Origin of the sequence: Bradyrhizobium sp. LA6.8 (assembly GCF_040547935.1) — a bacterium.
GTDB lineage: Bacteria > Pseudomonadota > Alphaproteobacteria > Rhizobiales > Xanthobacteraceae > Bradyrhizobium > Bradyrhizobium barranii.
Genome location: NZ_JBEPQQ010000011.1, coordinates 130285 through 154810 on the forward strand (window position 1 = coordinate 130285; position 24526 = coordinate 154810).

Below are 24526 nucleotides of genomic sequence, written 5' to 3' on the forward strand. Positions count from 1 at the left end.
AAGACCATCGGAGAACACGACAATGCGACTCGTAAGCTATCTCTTGGACGGAGAGCTGCGCTATGGCGCGGCGGTGGATGGCGGTGTCGTCGATCTGACCAGGCGGATCGGCCGCGACTTCTCCGACGTGAAAGCGTTGATTGCAGCCAACGCGCTGGCCGATGCGCAGGAAGCGGTGGCCGGACAAAAACCCGACTACGCGCTGGAAAGCCTCGTCCTGCTTCCGCCGGTGCTGGCGCCGGAAAAGCTCTGGTGCATCGGCGTCAACTACGCCGAACGCAATGCCGAGTATAAAGACAGCTCGGACCTGCCCAAATATCCCAGCCTGTTCGTGCGCAGCATCTCGTCGATGACCGGCGCCGGCCAGCCGCTCGAGAAGCCTCATGTATCTGAGCAGCTCGACTACGAGGGCGAGCTCGTCATCGTGATCGGCCAGGGCGGCCGCCACATTCCGCGCGACAAAGCCTGGTCGCACATCTTCGGCATGACCCTGTGCAACGAGGGCACGATCCGCGACTGGCTGCGCCACGGCAAGTTCAACGTCACCCAGGGCAAGAATTTCGATCGCTCCGGCAGCATCGGGCCGTGGATCGTCACGTCTGACGAGCTCGATCCGCGCGGGCCTCATGACATCATCACGCGCGTCAACGGCGAGGTGCGGCAGCAGGACACGACCGAGCGGCTGATGTTCCCGTTCGATTTCCTGATCTCCTATCTCTCCACTTTCGCCACCCTGAAGCCCGGCGACATGATTGTAACAGGCACGCCGACGGGCGCGGGCGCGCGTTTCGATCCGCCGCGCTGGCTTAGGGTGGGCGACGTCGTCGAGGTCGAGTCGAGTCGTATCGGCGTTCTGCGCAACACCGTCGCCGCGGAGCAGTAAGCCATGCTCGATACCGCCACGATCGAACGCCTCGCCGCGCGCCTGGATGAGGCCGAGCGCAGCAAGACGCTGATCCCGATGTTCTCGAAGGAGTATCCCGCTTTCGCCATCGAGGATGCCTACGCCATCCAGCGCGCCTGGACGAAACTGCAGCTCGGCCGCGGCCGTGTTATCAAGGGACACAAGATCGGCCTGACCTCGAAGGCGATGCAGAACGCGGTCGGCATCTCCGAGCCCGATTACGGCGTGCTGTTCGCCGACATGTTCTATGCCGACGCCACGCCGATCCCGTTCGACCGCTTTCACGCGCCGCGCATCGAGGTCGAGCTCGCCTTCGTGCTGAAGGCGCCGCTGCGCGGACCTGACTGCACCATCTTCGACGTGCTCAACGCCACCGACTACGTCACGCCTGCGCTCGAAATCCTGGAGACGCGCATGCATCGCGTCGATCCCGAGACCGGCAAAACGCGGAAGGTCATGGACACGATCTCGGACAACGCGGCCAATGCCGCGCTGGTGCTTGGCGGCCGCCCGTTCCGTCCCATGGACGCGGACCTGCGCTGGATCGGCGCGCTGCTGTTTCGCAACGGCGAGGTCGAGGAGACCGGGCTTGCGGCCGGCGTACTCAATCATCCCGCCAACGGCATCGCCTGGCTCGCTAACCGTCTTGCGCCGCATGACGAACATCTCGCGGCCGGCGAGGTGGTGCTGGCGGGATCGTTCACCCGTCCCGTCGACATCCGCCGCGGCGACACGTTCCATGCCGACTATGGCGCGTTCGGCTCGGTGTCGTGCCAGTTCGTCTAAACCAATAAGAGAGGGAGCGCACCATGACGGGTCAAACGCGGCGCAAGAGCATCCACATCGGCGGCTTCAAGCATGCCAACCCGATTCCCAACGCCTGCCGCATCGGCAGTCTCGTGATGTCCGGTGTCATCCTCGGCCGTGATGCGGCCGGCGTGATGCCTGCGAGCCTGGACGCGCAATGCGCCAACATGTTCGCGCATATGAAGGCGACGGTGGAAGCCGCCGGCGGCACCACTGACGACATCATCAAGATGACGGTGTGGCTGAAGGACCGTACGCAGCGCGGCCCGGTCAATGTCGAGTGGCTAAAAATGTTTCCGGACGAGCATTCGCGCCCGGCGCGTCACGCGCTGCCGATGGACAATATGGACGGCGGCGCGCTGGTGCAGTGCGACTTCACCGCCGTGATCGACTGAGGGAGCTTTGCGTATGCCGACTTATCTGCCGTTCGATCCGAATCCCCGTCGCCCGGTCAAGGCGCCGCCGCCGAAGACTGTCGACAGCCAGTTTCACGTGCTCGGACCCATCGACAAATATCCGGAGCGCCCCGGCGCGGCCTATCGGATGCCGAGCGCGACCTGGGAAGCAGCGCTGCGCGTGCACAAGACGCTCGGCATCGAGCGCGGCATCATCGTGCAGACGACGACCTATGGTGCGGATCATTCCGTCGTGCTCGACGGCCTCGCCGCGATGGGCCCGAACTATCGCGGCTGCGCCAATGCGCTGGTGTTCGCGGAGGCGAACGACGCTTATCTCGCCAAACTGCATGACGCGGGCGTGCGCGGCGCGCGCTTCAGCTTCCGTCAGGAGCTCGGCGCCGTGCTGTCGGACGCCGATTTCGCCCGCGCCATCGCGCGCATCCGCGAGCTCGGCTGGTACGTGAAGATCCAGCCCGAGAAGGACGGCATCGTCTCCAGCGTCGCCAAGTACGAGAATCTCGACGTTCCGGTGCTGATCGACCACATGGCGCGGCCCGTGCCCTCGAATGGCAAGGATGATCCGAACCTGCGCAAGATGCTGGAGCTGCTCGAGAAGGGCAATTTCTGGGTCATGCTGTCGCTCGGCGAGAAGACCTCGCAGGCCGGCCCGCCCTATGACGACGTGATCCCGATCGCGCGCGCCTATATCGAGGCCGCAATCGATCGCTGCGTCTGGGCCAGCGACTGGCCGCATCCCGTCTCCGTCAAGCAGCCGCCCAACGACGCCGACCTGCTCGAGCTGATGTACCGCTACGCGCCCGACCAGGCCGAGCTGGAGAGGATCCTGGTGCACAATCCGGCAAAGCTGTTCGGCTTTCCGGACTAGGGCGGAATTGATTCACACCGCCGGCTGCGCCGCCAGCCGGTCGCGCACCTCGGCTGCGATCTCGAACGAGCGCAGCCGCGCGGCGTGGTCGTAGATCTGGCCCGTCGTCATCAGCTCGTCCGCGCCGGTCTCGGCGATCAGCGCCTTCAGCTTCTCCTCGACCGTTTCAGGCGAACCGACGGCGGAGCAGGACAGCGACTGGCTAACCATGGCCTTCTCGGCCGGTGACCACAGCGCGTCCATGTCGTCGACCGGCGGCGGCAGCGGGCCGGGCGTGCCGCGGCGCAGATTGATGAACTGCTGTTGGAGGGAGGAGAACATCCTCTGCGCCTCCGCGTCGCTCTCGGCGGCGAACACGTTGACGCCGACCATCGCATAGGGCTTGTCGAGCTGCGCCGACGGCTCGAAGCGCGCCCGATATTCGCGCAGCGCCGGCATCATCATTTGAGGCGCGAAGTGCGAGGCGAACGCGAATGGCAGCCCGAGCATCGCGGCAAGCTGCGCGCCAAAGGTGCTCGATCCCAGGATCCAGAGCGGCACTTTCGTCCCAAAGCCGGGCACGGCGCGGATCGACTGGTTCGGCTGGACATCACCGAGCAGCGCCTGCAACTCCAGCACGTCGTGCGGAAAGTTTTCGGAGCTCGTGGCGAGGTCGCGCCGCAATGCCCGCGCGGTGAACTGATCGGTGCCCGGCGCGCGGCCGAGCCCGAGATCGATCCGCCCGGGATAGAGCGACTCCAGCGTGCCGAACTGCTCGGCGATGACCAGCGGCGAATGGTTCGGCAGCATGATCCCGCCGGACCCGACCCGGATCGTCCTGGTCCCGCCCGCGACATGCCCGATCACCACCGACGTCGCCGCGCTCGCGATGCCCGTCATGTTGTGATGCTCGGCCAGCCAGAACCGCTTGTAGCCCCAGCCCTCGGCATGCTGGGCGAGGTCGAGCGAGTTGCGGAACGCCTGCGCCGCATCGCCACCTCTTCGGATGGGAGCGAGGTCGAGCACGGAGAAGGGGATCATGTTTGGCGTACCGGGTGGGAGTGCGATGTGCGCTGCGGCCTCACATGTAGTGGCTTATTATGGAAATGTTAGCGCGCGCTTTTCATTCGGTCGAGATGTGGCCGGCACCTTTCCCGTTGGCGGCAGCTACAGCAAGCCGCGCTTGTGCTGGATGATGATGATAACGCGAATGATGCAGTCCGATACTGACTCGCCGGGCCGCCGTGCCTTGTGCAGCATTTGCCACGTCACCTCATCGATCTGTATCTGCCATTTGCCGCTTGCCAGGCGTTGTCCGGTATCGTCGGACGGGAACTCGGCCGCAATCAGAGCGCGGCACTCGTCGGTGATTTCAATTTCCGGCATTGTTGGTCGTTCTCGCGGACGGTGTGCTCGCGTGCAGCCCTCGCCCGATCCGGAGAGATCAGCCAGTTAAATCGCGGTAACAACCGATCCAGCCGAAGCCGATGCCGATCGTCCTGACCATGGACGAGGAGCGCGACATCTGGACGCAGTCGCGGCAGGGCGCTGCGGCGCCACCAGTGGATGCCTGCCGAGTATTGAGGGACGCGGCGCTGACAAGAAAGATCATTCAACGGCTTGGGTCTCGTTCGCGCAGCCGTGACGCTTGAGTCGTCGGGCTCCCGTCGTCGCCGGACATTGCCAAGCCTTCACAACCTTAATGCGATTTAACGAGGTTTCCGTAAGCGGTGTGGGTAAATCGCGAGTCACGGGGGGCGTCCTCCAGACACGAGATGACGCCGTGAAGTTTGACGAACAGGAACGCATCGCGCTGACGGACGCTGGGTTTTCCGTCGCCGACAACAGCAAAGCTGCCTACGTCGAAGCCGTCGTGGTGATCGCCGCGTACGACGCCGAAACCTATTGGCTGACGTTCGCCCTGCCGAATGATGCCCAGATCGTGTGCGTTGTGCCACGCGACCAGATTGCCGACGCGATCGCAACTCGTAACTACGCAGCTCGGCGGAACCAACTTCAGTGAAGCTGACCTTCCCTCATGCAAGGCTGAAGGCGCTCTGGAACGAGGCCGTCCGGCAATGGCCGGTTTCGGTGCGAGCCATGAACGGTCGAGATTCACCCGGTTTCTGGCTTGTCGGTGGCCAAGGCATCTATCTCGTGCATAACGGCGCCAGGCCTCGGGGCAGCGTGACTCTGGCCTACGCAAACGAATGCGACCCGGTCAGGGTGCCGGTCCAAAGTTGGTTGGGTATCAAGCGCGCCATCTTCGGCGATAACGATGGGAGGGAATTCGTCGATCTGGTGATGATCGGCACTGCCGTCGATGCCGGCGCCGACCTCGAGGTGACCTTCGAGCCCGACGCGATGACGGTGGCTGTCGTCGAAAAAGGGACGGCGAGCATACGACTGCAATCGCTGCGCATCCGGGACAAAAATGACACCACGTCAGGACGCAGTTGTCGGGTTTGAGTCTGAATCTCGGCTAAGGACCAGACGCGGTATCTTGGCCCGCTACTCTCTCCAAGCCCTGCACATCGTCGTCCTCCCAGTCCTCCCATTCCACGTTGTTGGTTTCGAGATAGCGGGCGACGGCTACGCCGATTGTCGGGAAGAAGTAATTCTCTCCAAGCTGCGCGAAGAGGCCAAATCTTTTCAGCTTGTCCTTCACGGGATCTTTGAGTTCGGCAAAACAAAACTCTATGCCTTGCGCGTGCAACGATCGGTCCAGTTCGGCAACCACGTCGCAGGCGGTGACGTCTACGCTCGTGACCGGCTCCGCGGCAACAACTAGCCAACGCACGGGTGTTGGCGATGTCGCTACGGCATCCAGGACGCGTTCCCTGAAGAATTCGGCGTTGGCAAAAAACAGAGGTGCATCCCAGCGAAACAGGACCAGCCCGGGGACCCGGCGCGCATCCGGATATCGTGTGATGTCGTGATAGCCTTTGACGCCGTGGGCGCGCCCCAATACGGCGGAGTGTGGGCGCCAACCGTCCCACAGGAACTCGATGATAGCGATTGCGATCGCAAGACCAATTCCTGGAATGACTCCGAGCACTGCTACACCGACAAAGCAGACGATCGCCAGCCAGAATTCCCACCGCTGAATGCGATAGATTCGTTTGAGGTCGGCAACTTCAATCAAGCCAATCGCCGATGCGATGACGACGGCGGCCAATGCGGCGGTGGGTAAATGTTGGAGCAGGCTCGGCGCGACCAGGAGGAGCAACGCGATGGCAAGCGCGCCTACGACGCTGGTGAGTTGAGTGCGGGCACCGGCGGCTTCCGCAACGGGTGTCCGTGAACTACTGCTGCTGATCGGGAAGCCCTGGAAAAATCCCGTCGCCAGATTGGCGGCACCGAGCCCGACCATCTCTTGGTTGGGATCGACCCGAGACCCCAATCGCGCAGCATAGGAACGTGAAAGTACGCTCGTATCGGCAAACGAAACCATCGCTACTGCACAACCGCCGATCAGCACCGGCACGAGGTCGCTAGAGGTGACCCATGGGACAACGAAACCCGGCAGGCCCTGGGGAAGGGGGCCCAGCACCTTGACGCCGTATTGCGTCCCGAGATCAAGCACCCCGACGACGAGCGTAGCCCCAACGACCGCAATCAGAAGGCCCGGTACCCGCTTGTTGTTTCTGAGAAGCAGGATCACGATCAACGTGGCGAGGCCAATCGCGAACGCGACCCAGTTTATCCGCCCCCCAAGGATCGCGCTGACAATCGCCCACAGGCTTCGCAGTGGCCCCTCGCTCTCGATGGAAAAGCCGAAGAGCTTGGGCAGCTGGCTGATCAATACGGTCAGGGCAATTCCGTTCATATACCCGTAGCGTATCGGCTTCGAGAGAAGCTCGGTGATAAAGCCAAGGCGCGCGACACCTGCCAGGATACAGACCGTCCCTGAGACAATCGCCATCATGCCCGCGAGTGTCACGGCCCGCAGGGGATCGCCCTGAGCCAAGGGAGCGATGACTCCAAGGAGTATTGCCGCCAGCGCCGAGTCCGGGCCAAGGACGAGAATGCGGCTTGGGCCGAACAGCGCGTAGGCGAGCAGCGGCACGATCGTTGCGTACAAACCGTAGATGCCCGGCAGGCCCGATGCAGCTGCATAGGCAATGCCGACCGGGACCAGCATTGTCGCCAGGACGATGCCGGCGAAGATATCGTGCGGAAGCCATGCTGCTTCATATTGACGGAGAGTGTCGAGTCCGGGCAACCAGCGCTTCATTGATGGCTTCTCCCAGCCCGCATTGAGCAAGTTTGCCCCGCATGATGTGTTGGACCGATCAGGCTATTACGCCCGCAGCAGGCTGAACAGTGCCCCGGCGCTATGGCCGAAGCAGCATAGCGGGCCATGGGTGCCAGCCGGCACCAAGTCTTCCCTGCACCCTCTTCACGGACGAGCGGGAAGGAGCAAAACCGAACTCGGGCGTTTCATGCCGCGAGAATGGCGTTCGTTCGCGGCTGTTTGAGTGGCCGGCACCTCCGTTCACAACCCTGTTATTGCTACCTGGTGCGCCCTCCGACTCAACTGGGCGTCGCGCGCTTGTTGTTGTACCCTCGGCGGAGCCACTGCACGGGTCGAGGAGGAACTGACATGACCATGGTCGTACTCAACCGACGCTATCTCCTCGTCGCCGGCGGCTCGGTCCTGGCGGCCGGGGTGTCCGGGCTCCTGTTGCCGGCCCGCGCTGAAGGCCTCGCGCCGACCGAGTCGATGTCGGGTGGCGCGAACAACTACCGCAAGGGCGCGGCGATCGTGGACAGGATCGGCAAGGGCGGCTTCTGGATGAGCGGCACCGTACGCCGCGCAGGCGACGGGGCGCCACTTGCCGGGCAGCGCATCCAGATCTGGGCGCACACGACCGAAGGGCAGGAGCACGAGCCGCAAAGTCATGGCGCCACGCTCACCGACAAGGACGGCAAGTTCCGGCTCGAGATGCCGCAGATCATTCCGATCTTCGGCCAGCCGCATGGTCACCTCGCCTATGACAGCGGTGAGTTCAAGACGGTCTTTCTGCGGCCGGTGATGCGGAGCGCGAAGGAGACGAGCCTGGAAGCGCACTTCGTCCTGCAGCCGGCCTGACCGGGTTGCGAATGAAGGGGTGGAGACTGGCCCGGGTGATCCTGATCTGGGTCGCCCTTGCTTTGGCCATTGGCGTGCCGATCGCCGCGGCAGCGGGAAGCGAGCAGCTCGCATGGCGCGGTCCGCTCTACATTCTGGCCGGGTTTGCGGGGATTGTTGCCCTCGGTCTCGTGCTCGTTCAGCCCCTGCTGATCGGCGGATATCTGCCGGGATTTCCGGCCTATCGCGGACGGCGTGCACATCACTGGATCGGCGGCGCGCTGGTCGCAGCGATCGTGATCCATGTCGTTGGCCTCTGGATCACCAGCCCGCCCGACATGATCGACGCGCTGACCTTCTCATCGCCGACGCCGTTCTCTCCCTTTGGCGTAACCGCCATGTGGGCCATCTTCGCGGTCGCGCTTTTGGCCGCCCTGCGCCGGCGATTGGGACTGCGACCGCGAACCTGGCGCTTCATTCACATGCCGCTGGCGATCGTCATCGTCGCAGGCAGCGTGGTCCATTGCCTGCTAATCGAGGGGACGATGGAGACGATCTCTAAGGCGGCACTCTGCGCGCTCGTCCTCGCGGCAACCGTAAAAGTCATGATCGACCTGCAGGTGTGGCGAAAGCGAAGGACGTTGCGCGGCGAGAGCACTGCGCCGCAGTGACATGGCCGCGCGTAGCGCGTAGTAGAGCGAAGCGAAACCCATCGCACTTTGTCTGCGCGGAAGCATGATGGGTTTCGCAAGCGCTCCTACGAAATTCTTGCTGACCGCCTTGTTCAAACACGTTCGGCGTCGTCAGCACCGATCTCCGCTCCGCTTGTCGCAGATAGCGACGGGGCGTATCCTAGCGCGATGGTTGTCAGTGCCCCCGAGCTGAAAACGTTCCTGCTCGCGACGCCGTTCTTCGGCGGTCTTCCGGACCCAAGCCTCGACCTGCTGATTTCGATGCTGGTCGAGTGCCGCTTTGATGCCGGCGCGACCGTCGTGGCGGAAAGCGAGCCGGGACGCTCGCTGTTCATCGTCAAATCCGGCCGGCTGGCGGTGAGCAAGCAGGCGAACTCGGGGAGCGTCATCCCGATTTCCGTTCTGGAGGCTGGCGATTTCTTCGGTGAAATGACGCTGATTGAAATGCAAAATCGCTCCGCCACGGTGGTCGCGGAGAGTCCGACGGTGCTGTACGAGCTGACGGCGCAAAAGCTCTACGCCTGCTACAAGGCCGATATCCACGCCTATGTGATCGTCCTGCAGAACATCAATCGCGAGCTATGCCGGCGGCTGCGCCGTGCCGACGATCGCCTCACCGGACACCAGGCGGACGAAGACGAAACCCCCGCGAGATGACTGTGCTTCTCTGCGCCGCCGCAAGTTCGCTCCGCGGCTGACGGTCCCGGATTACGCTCGCGCTCCATCCGGGCCACGCCACTTCGCGTGGGACGTTCAGCCCACCGGTCCCGGGATCCAATCGTCCCCTGAAAGTGGGATCACTCTTACGCCAACAATGACTCCGAGCTCCAGGCTTGGATCGAAATGGCGCATCGTCCGCTCGTTGAGGTCGATGATGCGGCCAGGCCTTAATGGCCCCACGTCATTTATCTTGACGATGACCTTCTTGCCGACGGCCTCGACGAGGGCATATTTCGGCCTCGCGCCAAATTGGACCCCACCAAATTTCCCGCGCAAATTCGTCTTGATGGCAGCCGCCCAGACAGAGGGATCATAGCGCTCGCCGGAGGCTGTGTTCGGACCGCCCTCTTCCTTGCCGGGCTTGAACGGATTGTACATGGATGCGGCGCCAACGATCGCCTCCCCGGAGGCGGCATCGACGACGGCGCTTGAGTGAACTTCACACGCTTCACTTCGATCAACGGGAACAGAAACGGCAAGCGCAACCAGGGCGCCGCAAATTGCGGCGCTCGAGCGGAACAGCATTATAACTCCTGTGATTTTTTCGATCGTCCGGTTCCGACACCGCAAACATGGTCAAGCGAACGCGGAAGCGTTCACGAACTTGCACCAGTGATTTGCGGATTCGAGCCAACCCCTGGCTACGGAACCGATGTGCGAACCAGAGCGGTCCGCACGCAGTGTTTTAGGTTGTCCCCGTCTAAGACAGAGAATGCGTCAGCAGCATGACCTGATGGAACCTGCGGCGAGTGACAAATGCGATGTCGCCAAAAGCCGACACGCTCGCGCTAATTGATGCGTCGGGCAAAACACCCGCCGCTCGCACAAACCCGTCAATCCTCTGCAGTAAAATATTCCACTTTACCGAAATTCGGAATTACGGCATTCTCTCCGCCATCCCGACCCGAGAAGAGGGGCGATCGTACGTCGTCACGAACGTGGGCCGGGGTGCGGTGGACGCGGCAGTGCCGGGCACGCGAAGGCAGGACCAGGGCGAGATGAACCTCGTGAGGGCCTTGACTGCGTGCGGACCGGACGGCGCCTGTGTCCGGCGAAGCCCTTGGGTGGAGCTGGATGGCTGCGTACGGCGAAAACGCGTGGTCCTGACCGTCGTTGCTACGGTTAAGCCTTGCGGAGATGGATCGGGGCTCTACCGGGTTTCGAGGCATCGCCAATTCGCGAGGTGACGGAGGCCAGAAGGAACTCGGCTCCGGGGAGAGCGCGCATAAGCCGTCAGACCATCGCGCAGGGAAGGCCGGGTGTTTTTCCGGCCCACCTGTTTCCCGCCTGCGCATTTGCGTGTGCAAATTCCTGGCGCAGCGGATCATGGGTGCCAGCCGGCACCCGGCCTTCCCTGCGCCCTCTTCACGGAAGAGGGCGAAAGAGGAGAGCAAAACTCGGGCGTTTCATGCCGCGAGAATGCCGCTTCATGCGTGAATTGAGAATCGTGTTGCCCGATGGGATTGATCGAGACGCGGGGTGCGTGTCGCTCAAAATCCACATGCGTTCGGAATCGCCAGCTTAGGTGCCTCGAACGGTCGCATCCGCAGACGCGATATCTTTGCGATGGCCTGACCAGGTTCCATAGTGTCAGCGATGATTTGCAACCGAGGGGCGGGGTATCAAATGACAGCGCGTAAATGTTTCATCGTGGCCGCGGGATTGATGACGGCGAGCGCCGCCCATGCCGAGGACGTTCCCTCCAACGCCGAACTGTTTCGCATGCTGAAAGCGCAGCAGCAGACCATCTCCGAGCTGCGCGCCGAATTGAAGCAGGCCAAACAGGAGCGGCGCACGGTCACTCCGCGAGAGGCGACTGCACCGGCAGCCAAGCCAGCCGGACGCGACGCTGCGAGGGAGACGGTTGCGGTAGCACCGCCCGCGCAGGCTTATGCGATGTACAACAAGGGACCCGCAGTCGCGCCGGCGCGCACCGGCGGTGCCTATGTCGGCGTGTTCGGTGGCGGCGGCAGTCGCGGCGGCACTGACGTCAGCCAGCCCGGCACCGTCTTTTTCGTTGAGGCCGTCGGGGGCCCCTTGGCTGTCGACGCCACAGGGCGGACCAGCAGCGGCGGCGTCGGGTTCGGTGGCGCGCATCTCGGTTATGAATGGTCGTATGGTACGTATCTGCGGCCCGCTTTGGAGATCGAAGGTTTCTATCTGGCAGGTAACCAGCCGCGTGCGACGTTGGTGACCCCCACAGCCCGATTTGCAGAGCACTCCTTCGACACGACTTTCCCGACGCGCACCACGGTGCTGCTGGCGAACATGGTTGTCGGCTTCAACACGCCCTATCAAGGCATCACGCCCTATATCGGTGGCGGGATCGGGGCCGCGAACGTCTCCATCAACGGCGCCACGTCCACACAGACCGACCCGGCCGAGCCTGGCATCAACCACTTCAACGCGCGTCCGGACTCCTCAGCCTGGACCTTTGCGGCACAGGCCAAGGCCGGTGCGCGCTTCGCTCTCGGCAACAGCGGCGCTTACCTGTTCGGCGAGTACCGCTATCTGTACGTCGGCGATGTGAATCAGGTTTTCGGCTCCACCGTGAATCCCGCTCATGCTGCGACCAGCCCGTGGACGGCCAGCTTCGGCGGCACATCGCACCATCTCGCAGCCGGCGGCATCGGCTTCGGCTTCTAGCTGAGCTCGATCACTGCGAGAATCGGAGGGGGCGAACGACACGTCCGGCCCCTCCCAGGAGGCAACCGGGCAACGGAAGAAGGCGATTTTCTGAGGAAACTGGTGCTGCCAGACAGGATTGAACTGTCGACCTCTCCATTACCAATGGAGTGCTCTACCACTGAGCTACGGCAGCATGTGCTGGGATGAGAATCGGCCGCCAAGGGGGCCTACCAAGCGGGCCGATATCTGCCACAAGCCCCCCTCCTGTGCAAGCTTGCTAGCTCCGCCAAAATGAGAAAATCGGGTCGATATCGGGGCCAAAATGCCCGTTTTCAGGTGAAAGTACCGACTTTCCGCCGATTTCGGTTCCGATATCCCCGGCCAACTGGCCAGTTGGCCGCGGCATGGCATTCGGCCCATTTTGGATTTCGCACGAACAGTTCGCGAGGGGCCTCTTGAGCTGCCGCATTCTCCGGGCATGTTATCGCGGATCGCTGGTATGGACCGCTGATGGCTGACGAGAACGACAAGAGCACGAGACAGGCGAGGGGGGCGCGGGACGACCGGCTGAAATCGGCGCTGCGCGAAAACCTGAAGCGGCGGAAGATGCAGGCGCGCGAACGCGCCGCAATCACCGACCCCTCGCAGAACGACGATGCTTCCCTAGATGAGGGGACCGCCGGCAAGACTGGCGATTGAAGTCTGGCGATTAGAATTTTTGGAGTGCATGGACGTGGCAACGGGGCAGGACGAGCAGCAACGAAACGATGGTGACGCGCAGATGTCGCGGTTCACGCGCCCTGAGCAGACCTTTCCGGCGCTGACATCGGCCGAGATCGAGCGCATGCGGAATTTCGGCGAGGTCCGCACTTACGCTGACGGCGAATTCCTGTTCGAGACCGGCAAGCCCGGACCGGGCATGTTCGTCGTGCTGAAGGGCCACGTCGCCATCACCCAGCGCGACGGGCTCGGCAATGTCACCCCGCTGATCGACCAGGGGCCGGGGCAATTTCTGGCCGAGCTCAGCCAGCTCTCGGGCCGGCCGGCGCTGGTCGACGGCCGCGCCGAAGGCGAGGTCGAGACGCTGCTGCTGCCGCCGCCCCGCCTGCGCGCGCTGCTGGTCGCCGAGGCCGAGCTCGGCGAGCGCATCATGCGCGCGCTGATCCTGCGCCGGGTCAATCTGCTTCAGGCCGGCGTCGGCGGTGTGGTGCTGATCGGTCCCTCGTATTCGGCCGGCGTGGTGCGCTTGCAGGGCTTCCTCACCCGCAACGGCCAGCCGCATCATCTGCTCGATCCCGAGCGTGACCGCGACGCCGCCGAGGTGATCGCGCGCTATTCGCCGAAGCCGGAAGACTGGCCGCTGGTCGTCGCGGCGAGCGGCGAGGTGCTGCGCAACCCCAGCGAAACCGAGGTTGCGCGCGCGATCGGCATGATCGGCGGCCCCCGCAACGACCGCATCTACGACGTCGCGATCGTCGGCTGCGGACCCGCCGGGCTGGCGACCGCGGTGTATGCCGCCTCCGAAGGGCTTTCGGTCGCCGTGCTCGACACCCGCGCCTTCGGCGGCCAGGCCGGCGCCAGCGCGCGCATCGAAAACTATCTGGGCTTTCCGACCGGCATTTCTGGCCAGGCCCTGACCGCGCGCGCGTTCAACCAGGCGCAGAAGTTCGGCGCCGACATCATGATCCCCGTCACGGTGAAGTCGCTCGACTGCACGCGCCGGGACGGTGCCTTTGCGGTGACGCTCGACGGCAGCGATCCCTTGCGCTCGCGGGCAGTCGTGGTTGCGAGCGGCGCGCGTTATCGCCGCCCCGAGATCGAGAACCTCGACAAGTTCGAGGGTCGCGGCGTCTGGTATTGGGCCTCTCCGGTCGAGGCGCGGCTCTGCGCCGGCGACGAGGTGGCCCTGGTCGGTGCCGGCAATTCGGCGGGGCAGGCGGCCGTGTTCCTGTCGGGCCATGCCAAGAAGGTGCTGATGATCATCCGCGGCGGGGGCCTGGGGGCCAGCATGTCGCGCTATCTCATCGAGCGCATCGAAGCGACACCCAACATCGAACTGATGTTCAACACCGAGATCACCGCGCTCGAGGGCGACGAGGCCTCGCTGCTGCGGCGCATCCGCTGGAAGAGCCGGCTGTCGAGCGATGAAGACTCCGCCGACATCAAGAATCTCTTTTTGTTCGTCGGTGCCGATCCCGCCACCAGCTGGCTCGACGGCTGCGGCGTCACGCTCGATCGCGGCGGCTTCGTCGTGACGGGCGCGCAGTCCGAGCTGAACCAGGGCAAGCTGGTGGCCCCACTGGAGACCTCGGTGCCCGGCGTCTACGCGGTCGGCGACGTCCGCTCCGGCTCGGTCAAGCGCGTCGGCGGCGCCATCGGCGAAGGCGCGCAGGTCGTGGCCTCCCTGCACGGCTATCTCGGCGACGCCGCAAAACCGGCGCTTTAGTCAAGGACAAGACAAGCAGACGGCAAGCGGAATCTCACTTGCCATCTTGCCGTGTCCCACGGACTATCGCCCCGTCGCGAGGCCAATCGCGCGTGGAAGAACAAAAGATTCACAAGGGAGGACTAAATGGCCGAACTCGTCGTGCTCTACAAGACGCCCAAGGACGCCGCCGCCTTCGACAAGCATTATGCCGAGACCCACATTCCGCTCGCGAAGAAACTTCCCGGCCTGAAGAAATACGCCGTCAGCACGGGCGCAGTCGGCTCGCCCGCCGGACCATCGGGCGTCCACCTCGTCGCCATTCTCAGCTTCGACAGCGTGGGCGACATCCAGAAGGCCTTCGGCAGTGAAGCTGGCAAGGCGGCCGCGGGCGACGTGCCGAAATTCGCCAGCGGCGGCGCCGATCTGCTGATCTTCGACACCAAGGAAGTCTGAGCGCGCGCGAAGCGTCTCGCCAAATTCGATTCAACTTTCGTCGAAGACCTGCAAGCTCGTAGCCCGGATTTAGCTTCGCCCCATCCGGGCTGCAAACTGCTCTCGTTTGTGACAGCGGTGCAAAAAATTCAGTCATGCGTTTGTCGATTCGCACGACGGCGCATGGCTCCGCACGAGCCTGTGACATCGCGCATGTAGCCATTCAATGAGGGCCGTAATACCATCCAAAGCTTCCAAACGGAGAGAGTGAGATGATGCTTGGATTGAGCCTGCCCGCCTTCACGTTGGTCCATGTCATCATCAGCCTGATCGGCATCGTCGCCGGCCTGGTCGTGATGTTCGGCCTGCTCGGGTCGAAGCCGATGCCGGGCCTCACCGCGATCTTCCTGCTGTTCACGATCCTCACCAGCGTCACCGGCTTCCTGTTTCCGTTCAAGGAGCTGCTGCCCTCGTACATCATCGCCGGCATCTCGCTGGTGCTGCTCGCGATCGCCTGCCTCGCGCTCTACGGAATGAAGCTCAAAGGGGTCTGGCGTCCCGTCTACATCGTGACCGCGATGATCTCGCTCTATTTCAACGTCTTCGTGCTGGTGATCCAGTCGTTCCTGAAGGTGCCGGCGCTCGCCGCGCTCGCGCCTGCCGTGCCGCCGAATCCGCCGGGAGGCCCCGTCTTCGCCGTGGTGCAGGGCATCGTGCTGGTGTTCTTCGTGGTGCTGACCATCGGCGCCTGGCGCCGCTACAAGCCGATGACGTTTGCCTGATCGCACGTTCACGGTCGGTGCGCGGCATCGACCTCGTGATATCGCCCGACCATCTCCGGATCGCCGGCTCGCGTTTTGCGAGCCCCGGATTGATTTTCACTGAAGGAGCCATTCATGCCCACCATCACCACCAAGGACGGCGTCGAGATCTTTTTCAAGGATTGGGGCTCGGGCCAGCCGATCGTGTTCAGCCATGGCTGGCCGCTGTCGGCCGACGACTGGGACACGCAGATGATATTCTTCGCCAATCACGGCTACCGCGTCATCGCCCATGACCGCCGCGGCCACGGCCGCTCCTCGCAGGTCGCCGACGGCCACGACATGGATCACTATGCCGACGATCTCGCGGCGGTGACCGCGCATCTCGACCTCAAGAACGCCATCCATGTCGGCCACTCCACCGGCGGCGGCGAGGTCGTGCACTACATCGCGCGTCACGGCGAGAGCCGGGTGGCGAAGGCTGCGATCCTCTCGGCGGTGCCGCCGCTGATGGTGCAGACGGCGGCCAATCCCGGCGGCCTTCCGAAGAGCGTGTTCGACGATCTCCAGAAGCAGCTCGCCGCCAGCCGCACCGGCTTCTACCGCGACGTCGCTTCCGGTCCTTTCTACGGCTACAACCGTCCCGGCGCAAAGCCGTCGGAAGCGGTGATCCAGAACTGGTGGCGCCAGGGCATGATGGGCGGCGCGAAGGCGCATTACGACGGAATCGTCGCGTTCTCGCAGACCGATTTCACCGAGGACCTGAAGAAGATCAGCGTGCCCGTGCTGGTGATGCACGGCGACGACGACCAGATCGTTCCCTACGCCGATTCCGGCCCGCTGTCGGCCAAGCTGCTGAAGAACGGCACGCTCAAGACCTACAAGGGCTTTCCGCACGGCATGCCGACCACGCACGCCGAAACCATCAACGCGGACCTGCTCGCGTTCTTCAAGGCGTGAGGGACTGATCTTACCCTCCCCCTCCAGGGGAGGGTGCGCACTCACTTCAAGATCGCCCTGATCGCATCGAACGTGCGCTTCACGAAAACCTCCGGTTTCTCCCGCACATCTTCGCCGATCCAGTTTTCGCCGCCGACGCGCATCGCGCCGGTGGCGATCATGGCGACGAGCCGTGCCTTCAGCCTGTCCGATTTGGTTTTGGCACGCTGCGAAAGCCCTTCGGCCAGTGCGCGCTCGAGCTTCTCGTATTTGAGCTGGTCGCGCGCGTGAAGCGCTGGATTGTCGCGCTTGAGCCGCGACATCGCCGCGGCTTCCGCCGGGTCGATCCGCCTGACCGCCGCCGCGATCGCATTCTCCGCCGCCGTCAGCATGGTTTCGCCCGCTGGCCGCGCCACGACCTCTGCGACCAGCGCGCTTGCTGCGCCCTCCTGCCAGGCGGCGACCACGTCCTCTTTCGACGCGAAGTAGTGGAAGAAGCTGCGGCGTGACACGTCGGCCGCGGTCGCGATGTCGTCGATGGTCGTGGCCTCGAAGCCGCGCTCCAGGAACAGCGCCATCGCCGCGCGGGTCAGCCGCTCGCGGGTCTCTTGCAATTTACGCTGGCGCAGGCCGGGACCATCAGGGGATTTTGCTCCTGCCGGCAATGGCTTGGCGCCTCTCCTGACCGATTTCCCGCCGGGCTTTGAAGCCTTCAAATTATTTCACCTCTTGCAAACTTGCACTCAGTGCACATTTAGACCGGTCGCGGGCCTCATTCCAGCCCCGAACGGAGATACGGCATGACCGACTGGAGTACGGCAGACATCCCCTCCCTCAGCGGCAAGACCGCCGTCGTGACCGGGGCGACGGGCGGCCTCGGCTACGAGACGGCGATGGCGCTGGCGGGCGCCGGTGCCATTGTCATACTCACCGGACGCAACGACGCAAAGGGCCTGCGGGCGATCGAGGGCATTTGCGAGCGGTTTCCCAACGCGAGCAGCTCGATCTCCTGATCAACAATGCCGGCGTGATGGCGCTGCCGAAGCGGCAGCAGACGGAGGATGGTTTCGAGATGCAGCTCGGCACCAACTATCTCGGCCATTACGCCCTGACGGCACAGCTGTTGCCGCAGCTTCGCCGCGCGAAAGCGCCGCGCATCGTCAATCTGTCGAGCCTCGCGCACCGCTCCGGCGCGATCAATTTCGACGATCTGCAAAGCAAGCGTTCCTATCGTCCCTGGCGCGCCTATTGCCAGTCCAAGCTGGCGATGCTGATGTTTTCGCTGGAGCTGCAGCGCCACAGCCTCGCCGCCGGCTGGGGCCTGACGAGCCTTGCTGCCCATCCCGGCTACGCGCGGACCGATCTCATTCCGAACGGGCCGGGCGCCGACACCTTCCAGTCGCGTGTCAGCCGTTGGCTCCAGCCTTTCATCAGCCACTCCGCAGCCGAAGGCGCGCTGCCCACGCTGTTCGCGGCGACCTCGCCGGTTGCAGAGCCCGGCGGCTATTACGGTCCGAACTGGTTCTACGAACTGAAGGGGCCGCCCGCGCCGGCGAAGATCATGCCGCAGGCGAAGGATTTCGCCGCGGCCGCCATGCTGTGGGATGTCTCGGCGACGTTGACCGGTGTATCCTTCGACGAGATCGCGGTCGCCGCATGAGCCGCGGGCCGGTTGGGGACGTCACGATGCAAGTCATCATCTTCGGCGCGACCGGCATGGTCGGGCAGGGCGTATTGCGCGAATGCCTGATCGACGGCGGCATCGACCGCGTGCTCGTCGTCGGCCGCAGCCCGACCGGCGTCCGCAATGCCAAGCTCACCGAAATCACGCACGGCGATTTCACCGACTACTCGGCGATCGAAGCGCAGCTCACGGGCTTCGATGCCTGCTTCTTCTGCCTCGGCGTCTCTTCGATCGGCATGAGCGAGGATCGCTATCGCCATCTCACCTACGATCTCACGCTCGCTGCAGCGACGACGCTCGCGAAGCTCAATCCGCAGATGACGTTTGTCTACGTCACCGGCGCCGGCACCGATTCCACCGAGCAGGGATCGCGGATGTGGGCGCGGATCAAGGGCAAGACCGAAAACGATCTGCTCAAGCTGCCGTTCCGGGGCGCCTACATGTTCCGTCCAGGGGCGATCCAGCCCCTGCACGGCGCCCGCTCCAAGACCGCCTGGGTGCAGGCCGTGTATGCCGCAACCGGGCCGCTCTGGTCGGCGCTGCGCCGGATCTCGCCGCGGCTCGTCACCTCGACCGAGCAGATGGGCCGCGCCATGATTCGTGTCGCCCGGGAGGGGTATCCGCGGAAGGTGCTGGAGATGGAGGATATCAATAGCCTCTAGCCGGCTGGCCCGTTAGTTTCACGGAAATTTCCGCGCCCGCGCGCGTTGAGCCTTATCGGTCCCCCGAGGAGAAATGCCGGCGATGTCTCCCCAGCTCAAACTGATCGCGCTCGACGCCGACGATCTCGCCGTGATCTCGACCCATGTGCAGGACGCCCGTGTCCAGGCCGCCGACATCATCTGGCGGCAAAGCGAGAAGCGGCTGGTGGTCGGGATGAGCCGGCTGGACTGGGAGCAGTCGCTGGACGGCGAGGCCGAACCCCGCCGGTTGGTCGCCGCGCTCCGCTTCGACCGCGTGCTCGCCTGCAAGTCGCGCAACATCGACCTCGGCGCGCCGGACGAGGTTCTGGACCTCGTCGGCATCGAGTTTCACTCCCAGGACGGCCGCGACGAGGAGCCCGGGGGCAGCGCCCTGCTGCTGTTCGCCCATGGCGGCGCCATCCGCCTCGACGTCGAATGTCTGGAATGCGAGTTGACCGATCTGGGGGCGGACGCGCTGGGGGCCGGACTGGGCCTCGAGGAGGAGGGGTGAGCTGACCGGTATACCAGTCAAGCCAGGTCGGGCCGCTGCCGGAACGGCATCTCCCGAGGGTTGACGCAGCTTCCCCGCCGCGCCATTGAGCAGGGGGTCGGGTGAGCCAATCCGCCCCAAAGACCAGCCGGAAGCCAAGCCAAAAATGCCCGTTCGTCTCGACCGCAGCAGCGCCGATTTTGACCAGCGATTCGCGGCCTTCCTCGCCGCCAAGCGCGAGGTCTCGGCCGACGTCGAGGCCGCCGTGCGCACCATCGTCGACGACGTCGCCAGGCGGGGCGATGCGGCCCTGCTCGAGGCCACGGCAAAGTTCGACCGGTTGAAGCTGGATGCATCCGGCCTGCGCATCACCGCCGACGAGATCGAGACGGCCGTGAAGGCCTGCGATGCCGCGACACTGGATGCGCTCAAGCTCGCGCGCGACCGCATCGAGACCTATCACCGCCGCCAGCTCCCGAAGGACGAGCGCTTCACCGATCCGCTCGGGGTGGAGCTCGGCTGGCGCTATACCGCCATCGAATCCGCAGGCCTCTATGTGCCCGGCGGCACCGCGGCCTATCCGTCCTCGGTGCTGATGAATGCGGTGCCCGCGAAGGTCGCCGGCGTCTCGCGCCTCGTCATGGTGGTGCCGTCGCCGGACGGCAAGCTCAACCCGCTGGTGCTGGCGGCCGCTTCGCTTGGCGGCGTCAGCGAGATCTACCGCGTTGGCGGCGCGCAGGCCGTGGCGGCGCTGGCGCACGGTACCGCCACGATCGCGCCGGTCGCAAAGATCGTCGGCCCCGGCAACGCCTATGTCGCCGCCGCAAAACGGCTGGTGTTCGGCAAGGTCGGCATCGACATGATCGCCGGCCCCTCCGAGGTGCTGGTGATTGCCGACGACACCGGCAATGCCGACTGGATCGCCGCTGATCTGCTGGCGCAGGCCGAGCATGATGCCAGCGCGCAATCGATCCTGATCACAGATTCCGCGCGCCTCGCCGCCGATGTCGAAAAGGCCGTCGAAGCGCAGCTGAAGACATTGCCGCGCGCCGCGATCGCCGGCGCCTCCTGGGCCGATTTCGGCGCCATCATCATGGTCAAGAATCTTGCCGACGCCATTCCGCTCGCGGATGCGATCGCGGCCGAGCATCTCGAGATCATGACTGATGATCCCGACGCGCTTGCCGCAAAGATCCGCAACGCCGGTGCGGTGTTCCTCGGGGCGCATACGCCGGAGGCCATCGGCGACTATGTCGGCGGCTCCAACCACGTGCTGCCGACGGCGCGCTCGGCGCGATTCTCCTCAGGCCTCGGAGTTGCCGACTTCATGAAGCGCACCTCGATCCTGAAATGCGGCCCGGACCAGCTGCGTGCGCTCGGACCTGCCGCGATGACGCTCGGACAAGCGGAGGGGCTGGACGCTCATTCGCGCTCGATTGGATTGCGCCTCAATCTGTCATGACCCAGCCGCCCGAACAGGACGACTCGACCAATCGCATCGTCGCGGTCACCCTCGACGAGGACTCGATCGGCCGTTCCGGGCCCGACATCGAGCATGAGCGCGCGATCGCGATCTACGATCTGATCGAGCAGAATTTGTTCGCGCCCGATGGCGCCGACGGGAAGGGGCCGTTCACGCTGCATATCGGCATCACCGGCAGCCGGCTGATGTTCGACATTCGCCGCGAGGAAGGCACGCCCGTGGTCGCGCATCTGTTGTCGCTGACGCCGTTCCGGCGGATCGTGAAGGACTATTTCATGATCTGCGACAGCTACTACCAGGCGATCCGGACAGCTACGCCGGACAAGATCGAGGCCATCGACATGGGCCGCCGCGGCATCCATGACGAGGGATCGCGCACGCTCCAGGAGCGGCTGAAGGGCAAGGTGCGGGTCGACTTCGAGACCTCGCGCCGGCTGTTCACGCTCATCACCGTCCTCCACTGGAAGGGTTAGGCGCATGATCCCGAAAAGTGGGCACCGGTTTTCGGACCAGGTCATGCGCGAGACAAACGGCTTAATGGCCTGGAAAAATGTGCAGCGGTTTTCCGACAAGGCCATGCCCTCTTTCAAAAGGGGCTAGGCGCGATGGCGGGTCCGCCACGCGCACGCGATCCGCAATCGGTGCTGTTCGCCTGCGCGATGAACAGCGTGCGCTCGCCGATGGCCGAGAGCCTGCTCCGGCACATGTTTCCGCAAGGCCTCTACGTGAAGTCGGCCGGCGCCAGGAAAGGCGAGCTCGATCCCTTCGTGGTCGCCGTGATGGACGAACTGGGGCAGGACATCTCCGCCCACAAGCCGCAGACCTTCGAGGAGCTGGAGGATTGGGAGGGGCTGAATTTCGACCTCATCATCACGCTCTCGCCCGAAGCGCACCACAAGGCGCTGGAGCTGACCCGCACGCTCGCCGCCGACGTCGAATACTGGCCGACGCAGGATCCCACCACCATCGAAGGCAGCCGCGACCAGAAGCTCGCCGCCTACCGCGAGGTCTGCGACCAGCTGTTGATGCGCATCCGCAGGCGTTTTGCGAAGGTCGGCGCGGCGAGCGGTTAGCCGTAACACCCGCGTCACAGACCGAGGGCACACGCATGTTGGACGCCTCGAATCAGTAAAGTCCGGGTTCCCGGGTTGTGAAATCAGCCCCCTTCCGATAGGTTCCGCGCGCAATTCACCCCCTGCTTCATCCCCCAATCACCTGATGCTCGGCCGCCCCAAATTCGTACTTGCCTCCGGTTCGCCGCGGCGCCTGTCGCTGCTCAACCAGGCCGGCATCGAGCCGGACGCGCTCCGGCCGGCCGACGTCGACGAGACGCCGAAGCGGGGCGAGCTGCCGCGCGCCTGCGCCAACCGTCTCGCAAGGGCCAAGGCCGATGCTGCCCTGAAATCGGTGCAGCTCGACGACGAGCTGCGCGGCGCCTTCATCCTCGCCGCCGATACGGTTGTGGCGGTCGGCCGCCGCATCCTGCCCAAGGCCAACCTCGTGGACGAGGCGGCGCAGTGCCTGCGGCTGCTGTCGGGCCGCAACCACCGCGTCTACACCGCGATCTGTCTGGTGACGCCGCGCGAGGCCTTCCGCCAACGCCTGGTCGAGACCCGCGTCCGCTTCAAGCGCCTCTCCGAGGACGACATCCAGGCCTATATCGGCTCCGGTGAATGGCGCGGCAAAGCCGGCGGTTACGCCGTGCAGGGCATCGCCGGCTCCTTCGTGGTCAAGATGGTGGGGTCCTACAGCAACGTCGTCGGCCTGCCGCTCTACGAGACCACGACGCTGCTCGGCGGCGAGGGTTTTCCGATCCGCTTCGGCTGGCTCAACGCCACGGCCATCTAGCGCGCCGACAAAAATCTCGAAAACAACCCCATGCACAGTAGAATGGGGCCGCCGGAGCCGGCACGCGACGCCTGCGCGTCCGCCCGAGGAACCGCTTTGCCGACAGGCTCTTGAACGCCTTCACCCCGAGTAAGCTGCCGACATCATGGACGACCACGTCAAAAAGCCCGCCGGCCCGCTCAAAACCTGCCCGATCTGCGGCAAGCCGCAGTCGGAAGCCACCCGCCCGTTCTGCTCCTCGCGCTGCCGCGACGTCGACCTGCACCGCTGGCTGAAAGGCTCCTACGTCATCCCCGGCCGCGACGACGAGGCAGATGGCGAAGAATAGTCAATAATATCAGATGTTTATTTCGACCTCCGATTCGCCGCGCACCAGCCGCAGCAAGCCCGCCCCACCTTGTGCACAGCCGGGCCGCGCCCGGCGAAGCCACTTGGCGAAGCCGGGTGGACATGCCGCTCCGAGCCCACTATAAACCGCCCGCTCGATGGGCCTTGGCCCCTCTTTGGAGCACGCCCAGGTAGCTCAGTTGGTAGAGCATGCGACTGAAAATCGCAGTGTCGGTGGTTCGATTCCGCCCCTGGGCACCATCCTGGTGTTTGCCCTCGTTCTCCGGCATCCGCTGACGCCAATTTCTCCGGCCTATCTATTCCAGGGATGCCACGCATCGTGGCTGAGCGCGAACCTTGGTTTAGCGGGCGCGGTGCTGCTGACGATGCTCATTCATGGCTGCGCCCGCTTCAAGGCGGAATGCAACGATGATTTCCACCCGCTCCAGGAGCCAAACCTCATCGTCGTGGCCATCGCGGTCGCCGTTTTGATGACGTTCTTCCAGTGGTTGATCACCACGGGCGGATGACGAGAGCGGCCGAATCAAGTTGCAGGGTTCGGCGATGCAACTTCAATCGGCGCGTGATATCCTCGTCTCGGGGGATGGAATGGACTGTCCCTCCGCATCTGGAAGGACATGGCCATGACGTTGTCGTCACGCTTCGTTGCGCGTCCCGCTGTCACATTCCCATCGATTGCACTGTTGCTGTGCGGCCTGAGCGGCACGGCGATGTCTCAACCGACGCCCACCGAGACCCAGCTTCCCAGCATCACGGTCGACGCGCCGAGACAGGTGGCGAGGCCGCATAAGCCAACGCATCACGTGGCCATCCGCAGCACCGGGTATCGGACATCGCCAGCCACATCGACGGCCGCGGCGGCGCCGATGTCGGATGCCGCGAGGCTCGCCAAGCTCGAACGCGAAACGAGCAGCTGTGCCGGCGGTTGCCAATCGAGCTTCAAGACGGGAAATCAGCCCTGGGTCGGCTGCAACGCTTCGGGCGGCGTGTACTCCTTCACGTGCCGGAACGTCGGCAACTTCAAGACCTACGACGAGTGCAAGGAAGCCGGACGGGTCACCGGCTGGCGATCGGGCGAGACCTCGGCGTATTGCAGCAGCCTGGCGTTGAAGTAGGGGCGGCTGGGGTTGAGGAGGCTCGTCGGCTAGGCCAGCCTCCTCCGATCGGACTGGGCACAGTCGCCCGCGCATCGTCGATTGTTGATGCGAGAGCGATCCGGTGGGCAACCTGCAAACCCGCAAGTCTGTCTTCTAATTCCCTTTGGGCCCGGGCGGTCCGATCGGGCCTGCAGGTCCGGCCGGCCCTGGAGGACCCGCTGGCCCGGGGAGGCCGCAATTCTGTA

The 24526-nt window shown here is 64.3% G+C and carries 29 protein-coding genes, 2 tRNA genes and 1 pseudogene; 26 read left to right on the top strand and 6 right to left on the bottom strand.

Annotated features, from left to right (window positions below; translation table 11 throughout):
• Positions 1-22: 22 nt before the first annotated feature.
• The 4 genes from ABIA90_RS38305 to ABIA90_RS38320 are packed head-to-tail and all read left to right on the top strand — an operon-like array spanning position 23 to position 2995.
• Positions 23-883 (top strand): fumarylacetoacetate hydrolase family protein, encoded by an 861-nt coding sequence (locus ABIA90_RS38305; RefSeq protein WP_063985892.1) that lies wholly within the window; start codon positions 23-25, stop codon positions 881-883.
• Positions 884-886: 3 nt separating this feature from the next.
• Positions 887-1690 carry a 2-oxo-hept-4-ene-1,7-dioate hydratase gene (hpaH, locus tag ABIA90_RS38310; protein ID WP_354121437.1) on the top strand — a complete coding sequence of 268 codons (804 nt, stop codon included), beginning with the start codon at positions 887-889 and terminating at the stop codon, positions 1688-1690.
• A 23-nt stretch (positions 1691-1713) separates the two neighbouring features.
• Complete coding sequence (locus ABIA90_RS38315) at positions 1714-2106, top strand: RidA family protein (RefSeq protein WP_354121438.1); 393 nt, start codon at positions 1714-1716, stop codon at positions 2104-2106.
• 13 nt (positions 2107-2119) lie between these two features.
• Positions 2120-2995, top strand: coding sequence for an amidohydrolase family protein (locus ABIA90_RS38320; RefSeq protein ID WP_354121439.1), 876 nt, complete (start codon positions 2120-2122; stop codon positions 2993-2995).
• A 12-nt stretch (positions 2996-3007) separates the two neighbouring features.
• Here ABIA90_RS38320 and ABIA90_RS38325 read toward each other — a convergent pair whose 3' ends face one another.
• Positions 3008-4015, bottom strand: a complete 1008-nt coding sequence (locus tag ABIA90_RS38325) for an LLM class flavin-dependent oxidoreductase (protein ID WP_354121440.1) — start codon at positions 4013-4015, stop codon at positions 3008-3010.
• Positions 4016-4141: 126 nt separating this feature from the next.
• A complete protein-coding gene (locus tag ABIA90_RS38330) occupies positions 4142-4360 on the bottom strand; it encodes a hypothetical protein (RefSeq protein WP_028151408.1) in 219 nt (72 codons plus the stop codon).
• 397 nt (positions 4361-4757) lie between these two features.
• Between ABIA90_RS38330 and ABIA90_RS38335 the strand changes: the two genes are divergently transcribed.
• Positions 4758-4997, top strand: coding sequence for a hypothetical protein (locus tag ABIA90_RS38335; protein WP_354121441.1), 240 nt, complete (start codon positions 4758-4760; stop codon positions 4995-4997).
• Positions 4994-5443: a DUF3085 domain-containing protein gene (locus tag ABIA90_RS38340; RefSeq protein ID WP_354121442.1), complete on the top strand. Its 450-nt coding sequence runs from the start codon at positions 4994-4996 to the stop codon at positions 5441-5443. The genes ABIA90_RS38335 and ABIA90_RS38340 overlap by 4 nt, the downstream gene beginning before the upstream one ends.
• Positions 5444-5456: 13 nt before the next feature.
• Here ABIA90_RS38340 and ABIA90_RS38345 read toward each other — a convergent pair whose 3' ends face one another.
• Entirely contained in the window at positions 5457-7211 is a 1755-nt protein-coding gene (locus ABIA90_RS38345) for a SulP family inorganic anion transporter (RefSeq protein ID WP_354121443.1), read from the bottom strand.
• A 369-nt stretch (positions 7212-7580) separates the two neighbouring features.
• Between ABIA90_RS38345 and ABIA90_RS38350 the strand changes: the two genes are divergently transcribed.
• The 3 genes from ABIA90_RS38350 (at position 7581) to ABIA90_RS38360 (ending at position 9397) form a co-directional block, all read left to right on the top strand.
• On the top strand, positions 7581-8069 hold the full coding sequence (locus ABIA90_RS38350) for a peptidase associated/transthyretin-like domain-containing protein (RefSeq protein ID WP_354121444.1): 489 nt from the start codon (positions 7581-7583) through the stop codon (positions 8067-8069).
• Between the two features lie 11 nt (positions 8070-8080).
• Positions 8081-8719 carry a ferric reductase-like transmembrane domain-containing protein gene (locus ABIA90_RS38355; RefSeq protein ID WP_354114067.1) on the top strand — a complete coding sequence of 213 codons (639 nt, stop codon included), beginning with the start codon at positions 8081-8083 and terminating at the stop codon, positions 8717-8719.
• A 189-nt stretch (positions 8720-8908) separates the two neighbouring features.
• A complete protein-coding gene (locus ABIA90_RS38360; RefSeq protein WP_354121530.1) occupies positions 8909-9397 on the top strand; it encodes a cyclic nucleotide-binding domain-containing protein in 489 nt (162 codons plus the stop codon).
• 96 nt (positions 9398-9493) lie between these two features.
• Here ABIA90_RS38360 and ABIA90_RS38365 read toward each other — a convergent pair whose 3' ends face one another.
• Positions 9494-9985 (bottom strand): septal ring lytic transglycosylase RlpA family protein, encoded by a 492-nt coding sequence (locus tag ABIA90_RS38365; RefSeq protein ID WP_094184040.1) that lies wholly within the window; start codon positions 9983-9985, stop codon positions 9494-9496.
• A gap of 1101 nt (positions 9986-11086) precedes the next feature.
• On the opposite strand from ABIA90_RS38365, the gene ABIA90_RS38370 reads away from it, so the two are divergent.
• Positions 11087-12106: an outer membrane protein gene (locus ABIA90_RS38370; protein ID WP_354121445.1), complete on the top strand. Its 1020-nt coding sequence runs from the start codon at positions 11087-11089 to the stop codon at positions 12104-12106.
• A 100-nt stretch (positions 12107-12206) separates the two neighbouring features.
• On the opposite strand, the gene ABIA90_RS38375 is transcribed toward ABIA90_RS38370, so the two are convergent.
• Positions 12207-12281 (bottom strand) — tRNA-Thr (locus ABIA90_RS38375).
• A 317-nt stretch (positions 12282-12598) separates the two neighbouring features.
• Here ABIA90_RS38375 and ABIA90_RS38380 point away from each other — a divergent pair.
• The 5 genes from ABIA90_RS38380 to ABIA90_RS38400 all read left to right on the top strand — a co-directional run bounded on the left by ABIA90_RS38380 (position 12599) and on the right by ABIA90_RS38400 (position 16669).
• On the top strand, positions 12599-12787 hold the full coding sequence (locus ABIA90_RS38380) for a hypothetical protein (RefSeq protein ID WP_063985880.1): 189 nt from the start codon (positions 12599-12601) through the stop codon (positions 12785-12787).
• A 28-nt stretch (positions 12788-12815) separates the two neighbouring features.
• On the top strand, positions 12816-14534 hold the full coding sequence (locus tag ABIA90_RS38385) for an FAD-dependent oxidoreductase (RefSeq protein WP_354121446.1): 1719 nt from the start codon (positions 12816-12818) through the stop codon (positions 14532-14534).
• Positions 14535-14660: 126 nt separating this feature from the next.
• Positions 14661-14969: an EthD family reductase gene (locus ABIA90_RS38390; RefSeq protein ID WP_063985878.1), complete on the top strand. Its 309-nt coding sequence runs from the start codon at positions 14661-14663 to the stop codon at positions 14967-14969.
• Positions 14970-15220: 251 nt separating this feature from the next.
• Positions 15221-15730 (top strand): hypothetical protein, encoded by a 510-nt coding sequence (locus ABIA90_RS38395; RefSeq protein ID WP_085400910.1) that lies wholly within the window; start codon positions 15221-15223, stop codon positions 15728-15730.
• A gap of 114 nt (positions 15731-15844) precedes the next feature.
• On the top strand, positions 15845-16669 hold the full coding sequence (locus ABIA90_RS38400) for an alpha/beta fold hydrolase (protein ID WP_354121447.1): 825 nt from the start codon (positions 15845-15847) through the stop codon (positions 16667-16669).
• Between the two features lie 41 nt (positions 16670-16710).
• On the opposite strand, the gene ABIA90_RS38405 is transcribed toward ABIA90_RS38400, so the two are convergent.
• Entirely contained in the window at positions 16711-17364 is a 654-nt protein-coding gene (locus ABIA90_RS38405; RefSeq protein WP_354121448.1) for a TetR/AcrR family transcriptional regulator, read from the bottom strand.
• A gap of 84 nt (positions 17365-17448) precedes the next feature.
• Between ABIA90_RS38405 and ABIA90_RS38410 the strand changes: the two are divergent.
• From ABIA90_RS38410 to ABIA90_RS38460, 11 genes and pseudogenes are all read left to right on the top strand, one after another.
• A pseudogene (locus ABIA90_RS38410) lies at positions 17449-18308 on the top strand (SDR family NAD(P)-dependent oxidoreductase).
• A 26-nt stretch (positions 18309-18334) separates the two neighbouring features.
• Positions 18335-18994: an NAD(P)H-binding protein gene (locus tag ABIA90_RS38415; RefSeq protein ID WP_354121449.1), complete on the top strand. Its 660-nt coding sequence runs from the start codon at positions 18335-18337 to the stop codon at positions 18992-18994.
• Positions 18995-19076: 82 nt separating this feature from the next.
• Positions 19077-19526, top strand: a complete 450-nt coding sequence (locus ABIA90_RS38420) for a DUF2948 family protein (protein WP_063986739.1) — start codon at positions 19077-19079, stop codon at positions 19524-19526.
• A 145-nt stretch (positions 19527-19671) separates the two neighbouring features.
• Complete coding sequence (hisD, locus tag ABIA90_RS38425; protein WP_354121450.1) at positions 19672-20967, top strand: histidinol dehydrogenase; 1296 nt, start codon at positions 19672-19674, stop codon at positions 20965-20967.
• The gene (locus tag ABIA90_RS38430) at positions 20964-21461 is read left to right on the top strand and encodes a UPF0262 family protein (protein ID WP_071909262.1); all 498 of its coding nucleotides are present in this window, start codon (positions 20964-20966) and stop codon (positions 21459-21461) included. Before hisD ends, ABIA90_RS38430 begins: the two co-directional genes overlap by 4 nt.
• Before the next feature lie 132 nt (positions 21462-21593).
• On the top strand, positions 21594-22061 hold the full coding sequence (locus ABIA90_RS38435; protein ID WP_063985873.1) for an arsenate-mycothiol transferase ArsC: 468 nt from the start codon (positions 21594-21596) through the stop codon (positions 22059-22061).
• A 145-nt stretch (positions 22062-22206) separates the two neighbouring features.
• Entirely contained in the window at positions 22207-22836 is a 630-nt protein-coding gene (locus ABIA90_RS38440) for a Maf-like protein (RefSeq protein WP_085400916.1), read from the top strand.
• Positions 22837-22981: 145 nt separating this feature from the next.
• Positions 22982-23164 carry a DNA gyrase inhibitor YacG gene (gene yacG, locus ABIA90_RS38445; RefSeq protein WP_354121451.1) on the top strand — a complete coding sequence of 61 codons (183 nt, stop codon included), beginning with the start codon at positions 22982-22984 and terminating at the stop codon, positions 23162-23164.
• A gap of 184 nt (positions 23165-23348) precedes the next feature.
• Positions 23349-23424: transfer RNA gene (locus ABIA90_RS38450), tRNA-Phe, on the top strand.
• A 5-nt stretch (positions 23425-23429) separates the two neighbouring features.
• Positions 23430-23693, top strand: coding sequence for a hypothetical protein (locus tag ABIA90_RS38455; protein ID WP_354121452.1), 264 nt, complete (start codon positions 23430-23432; stop codon positions 23691-23693).
• A gap of 114 nt (positions 23694-23807) precedes the next feature.
• A complete protein-coding gene (locus ABIA90_RS38460; protein ID WP_063986738.1) occupies positions 23808-24299 on the top strand; it encodes a hypothetical protein in 492 nt (163 codons plus the stop codon).
• Positions 24300-24526: the final 227 nt, after the last annotated feature.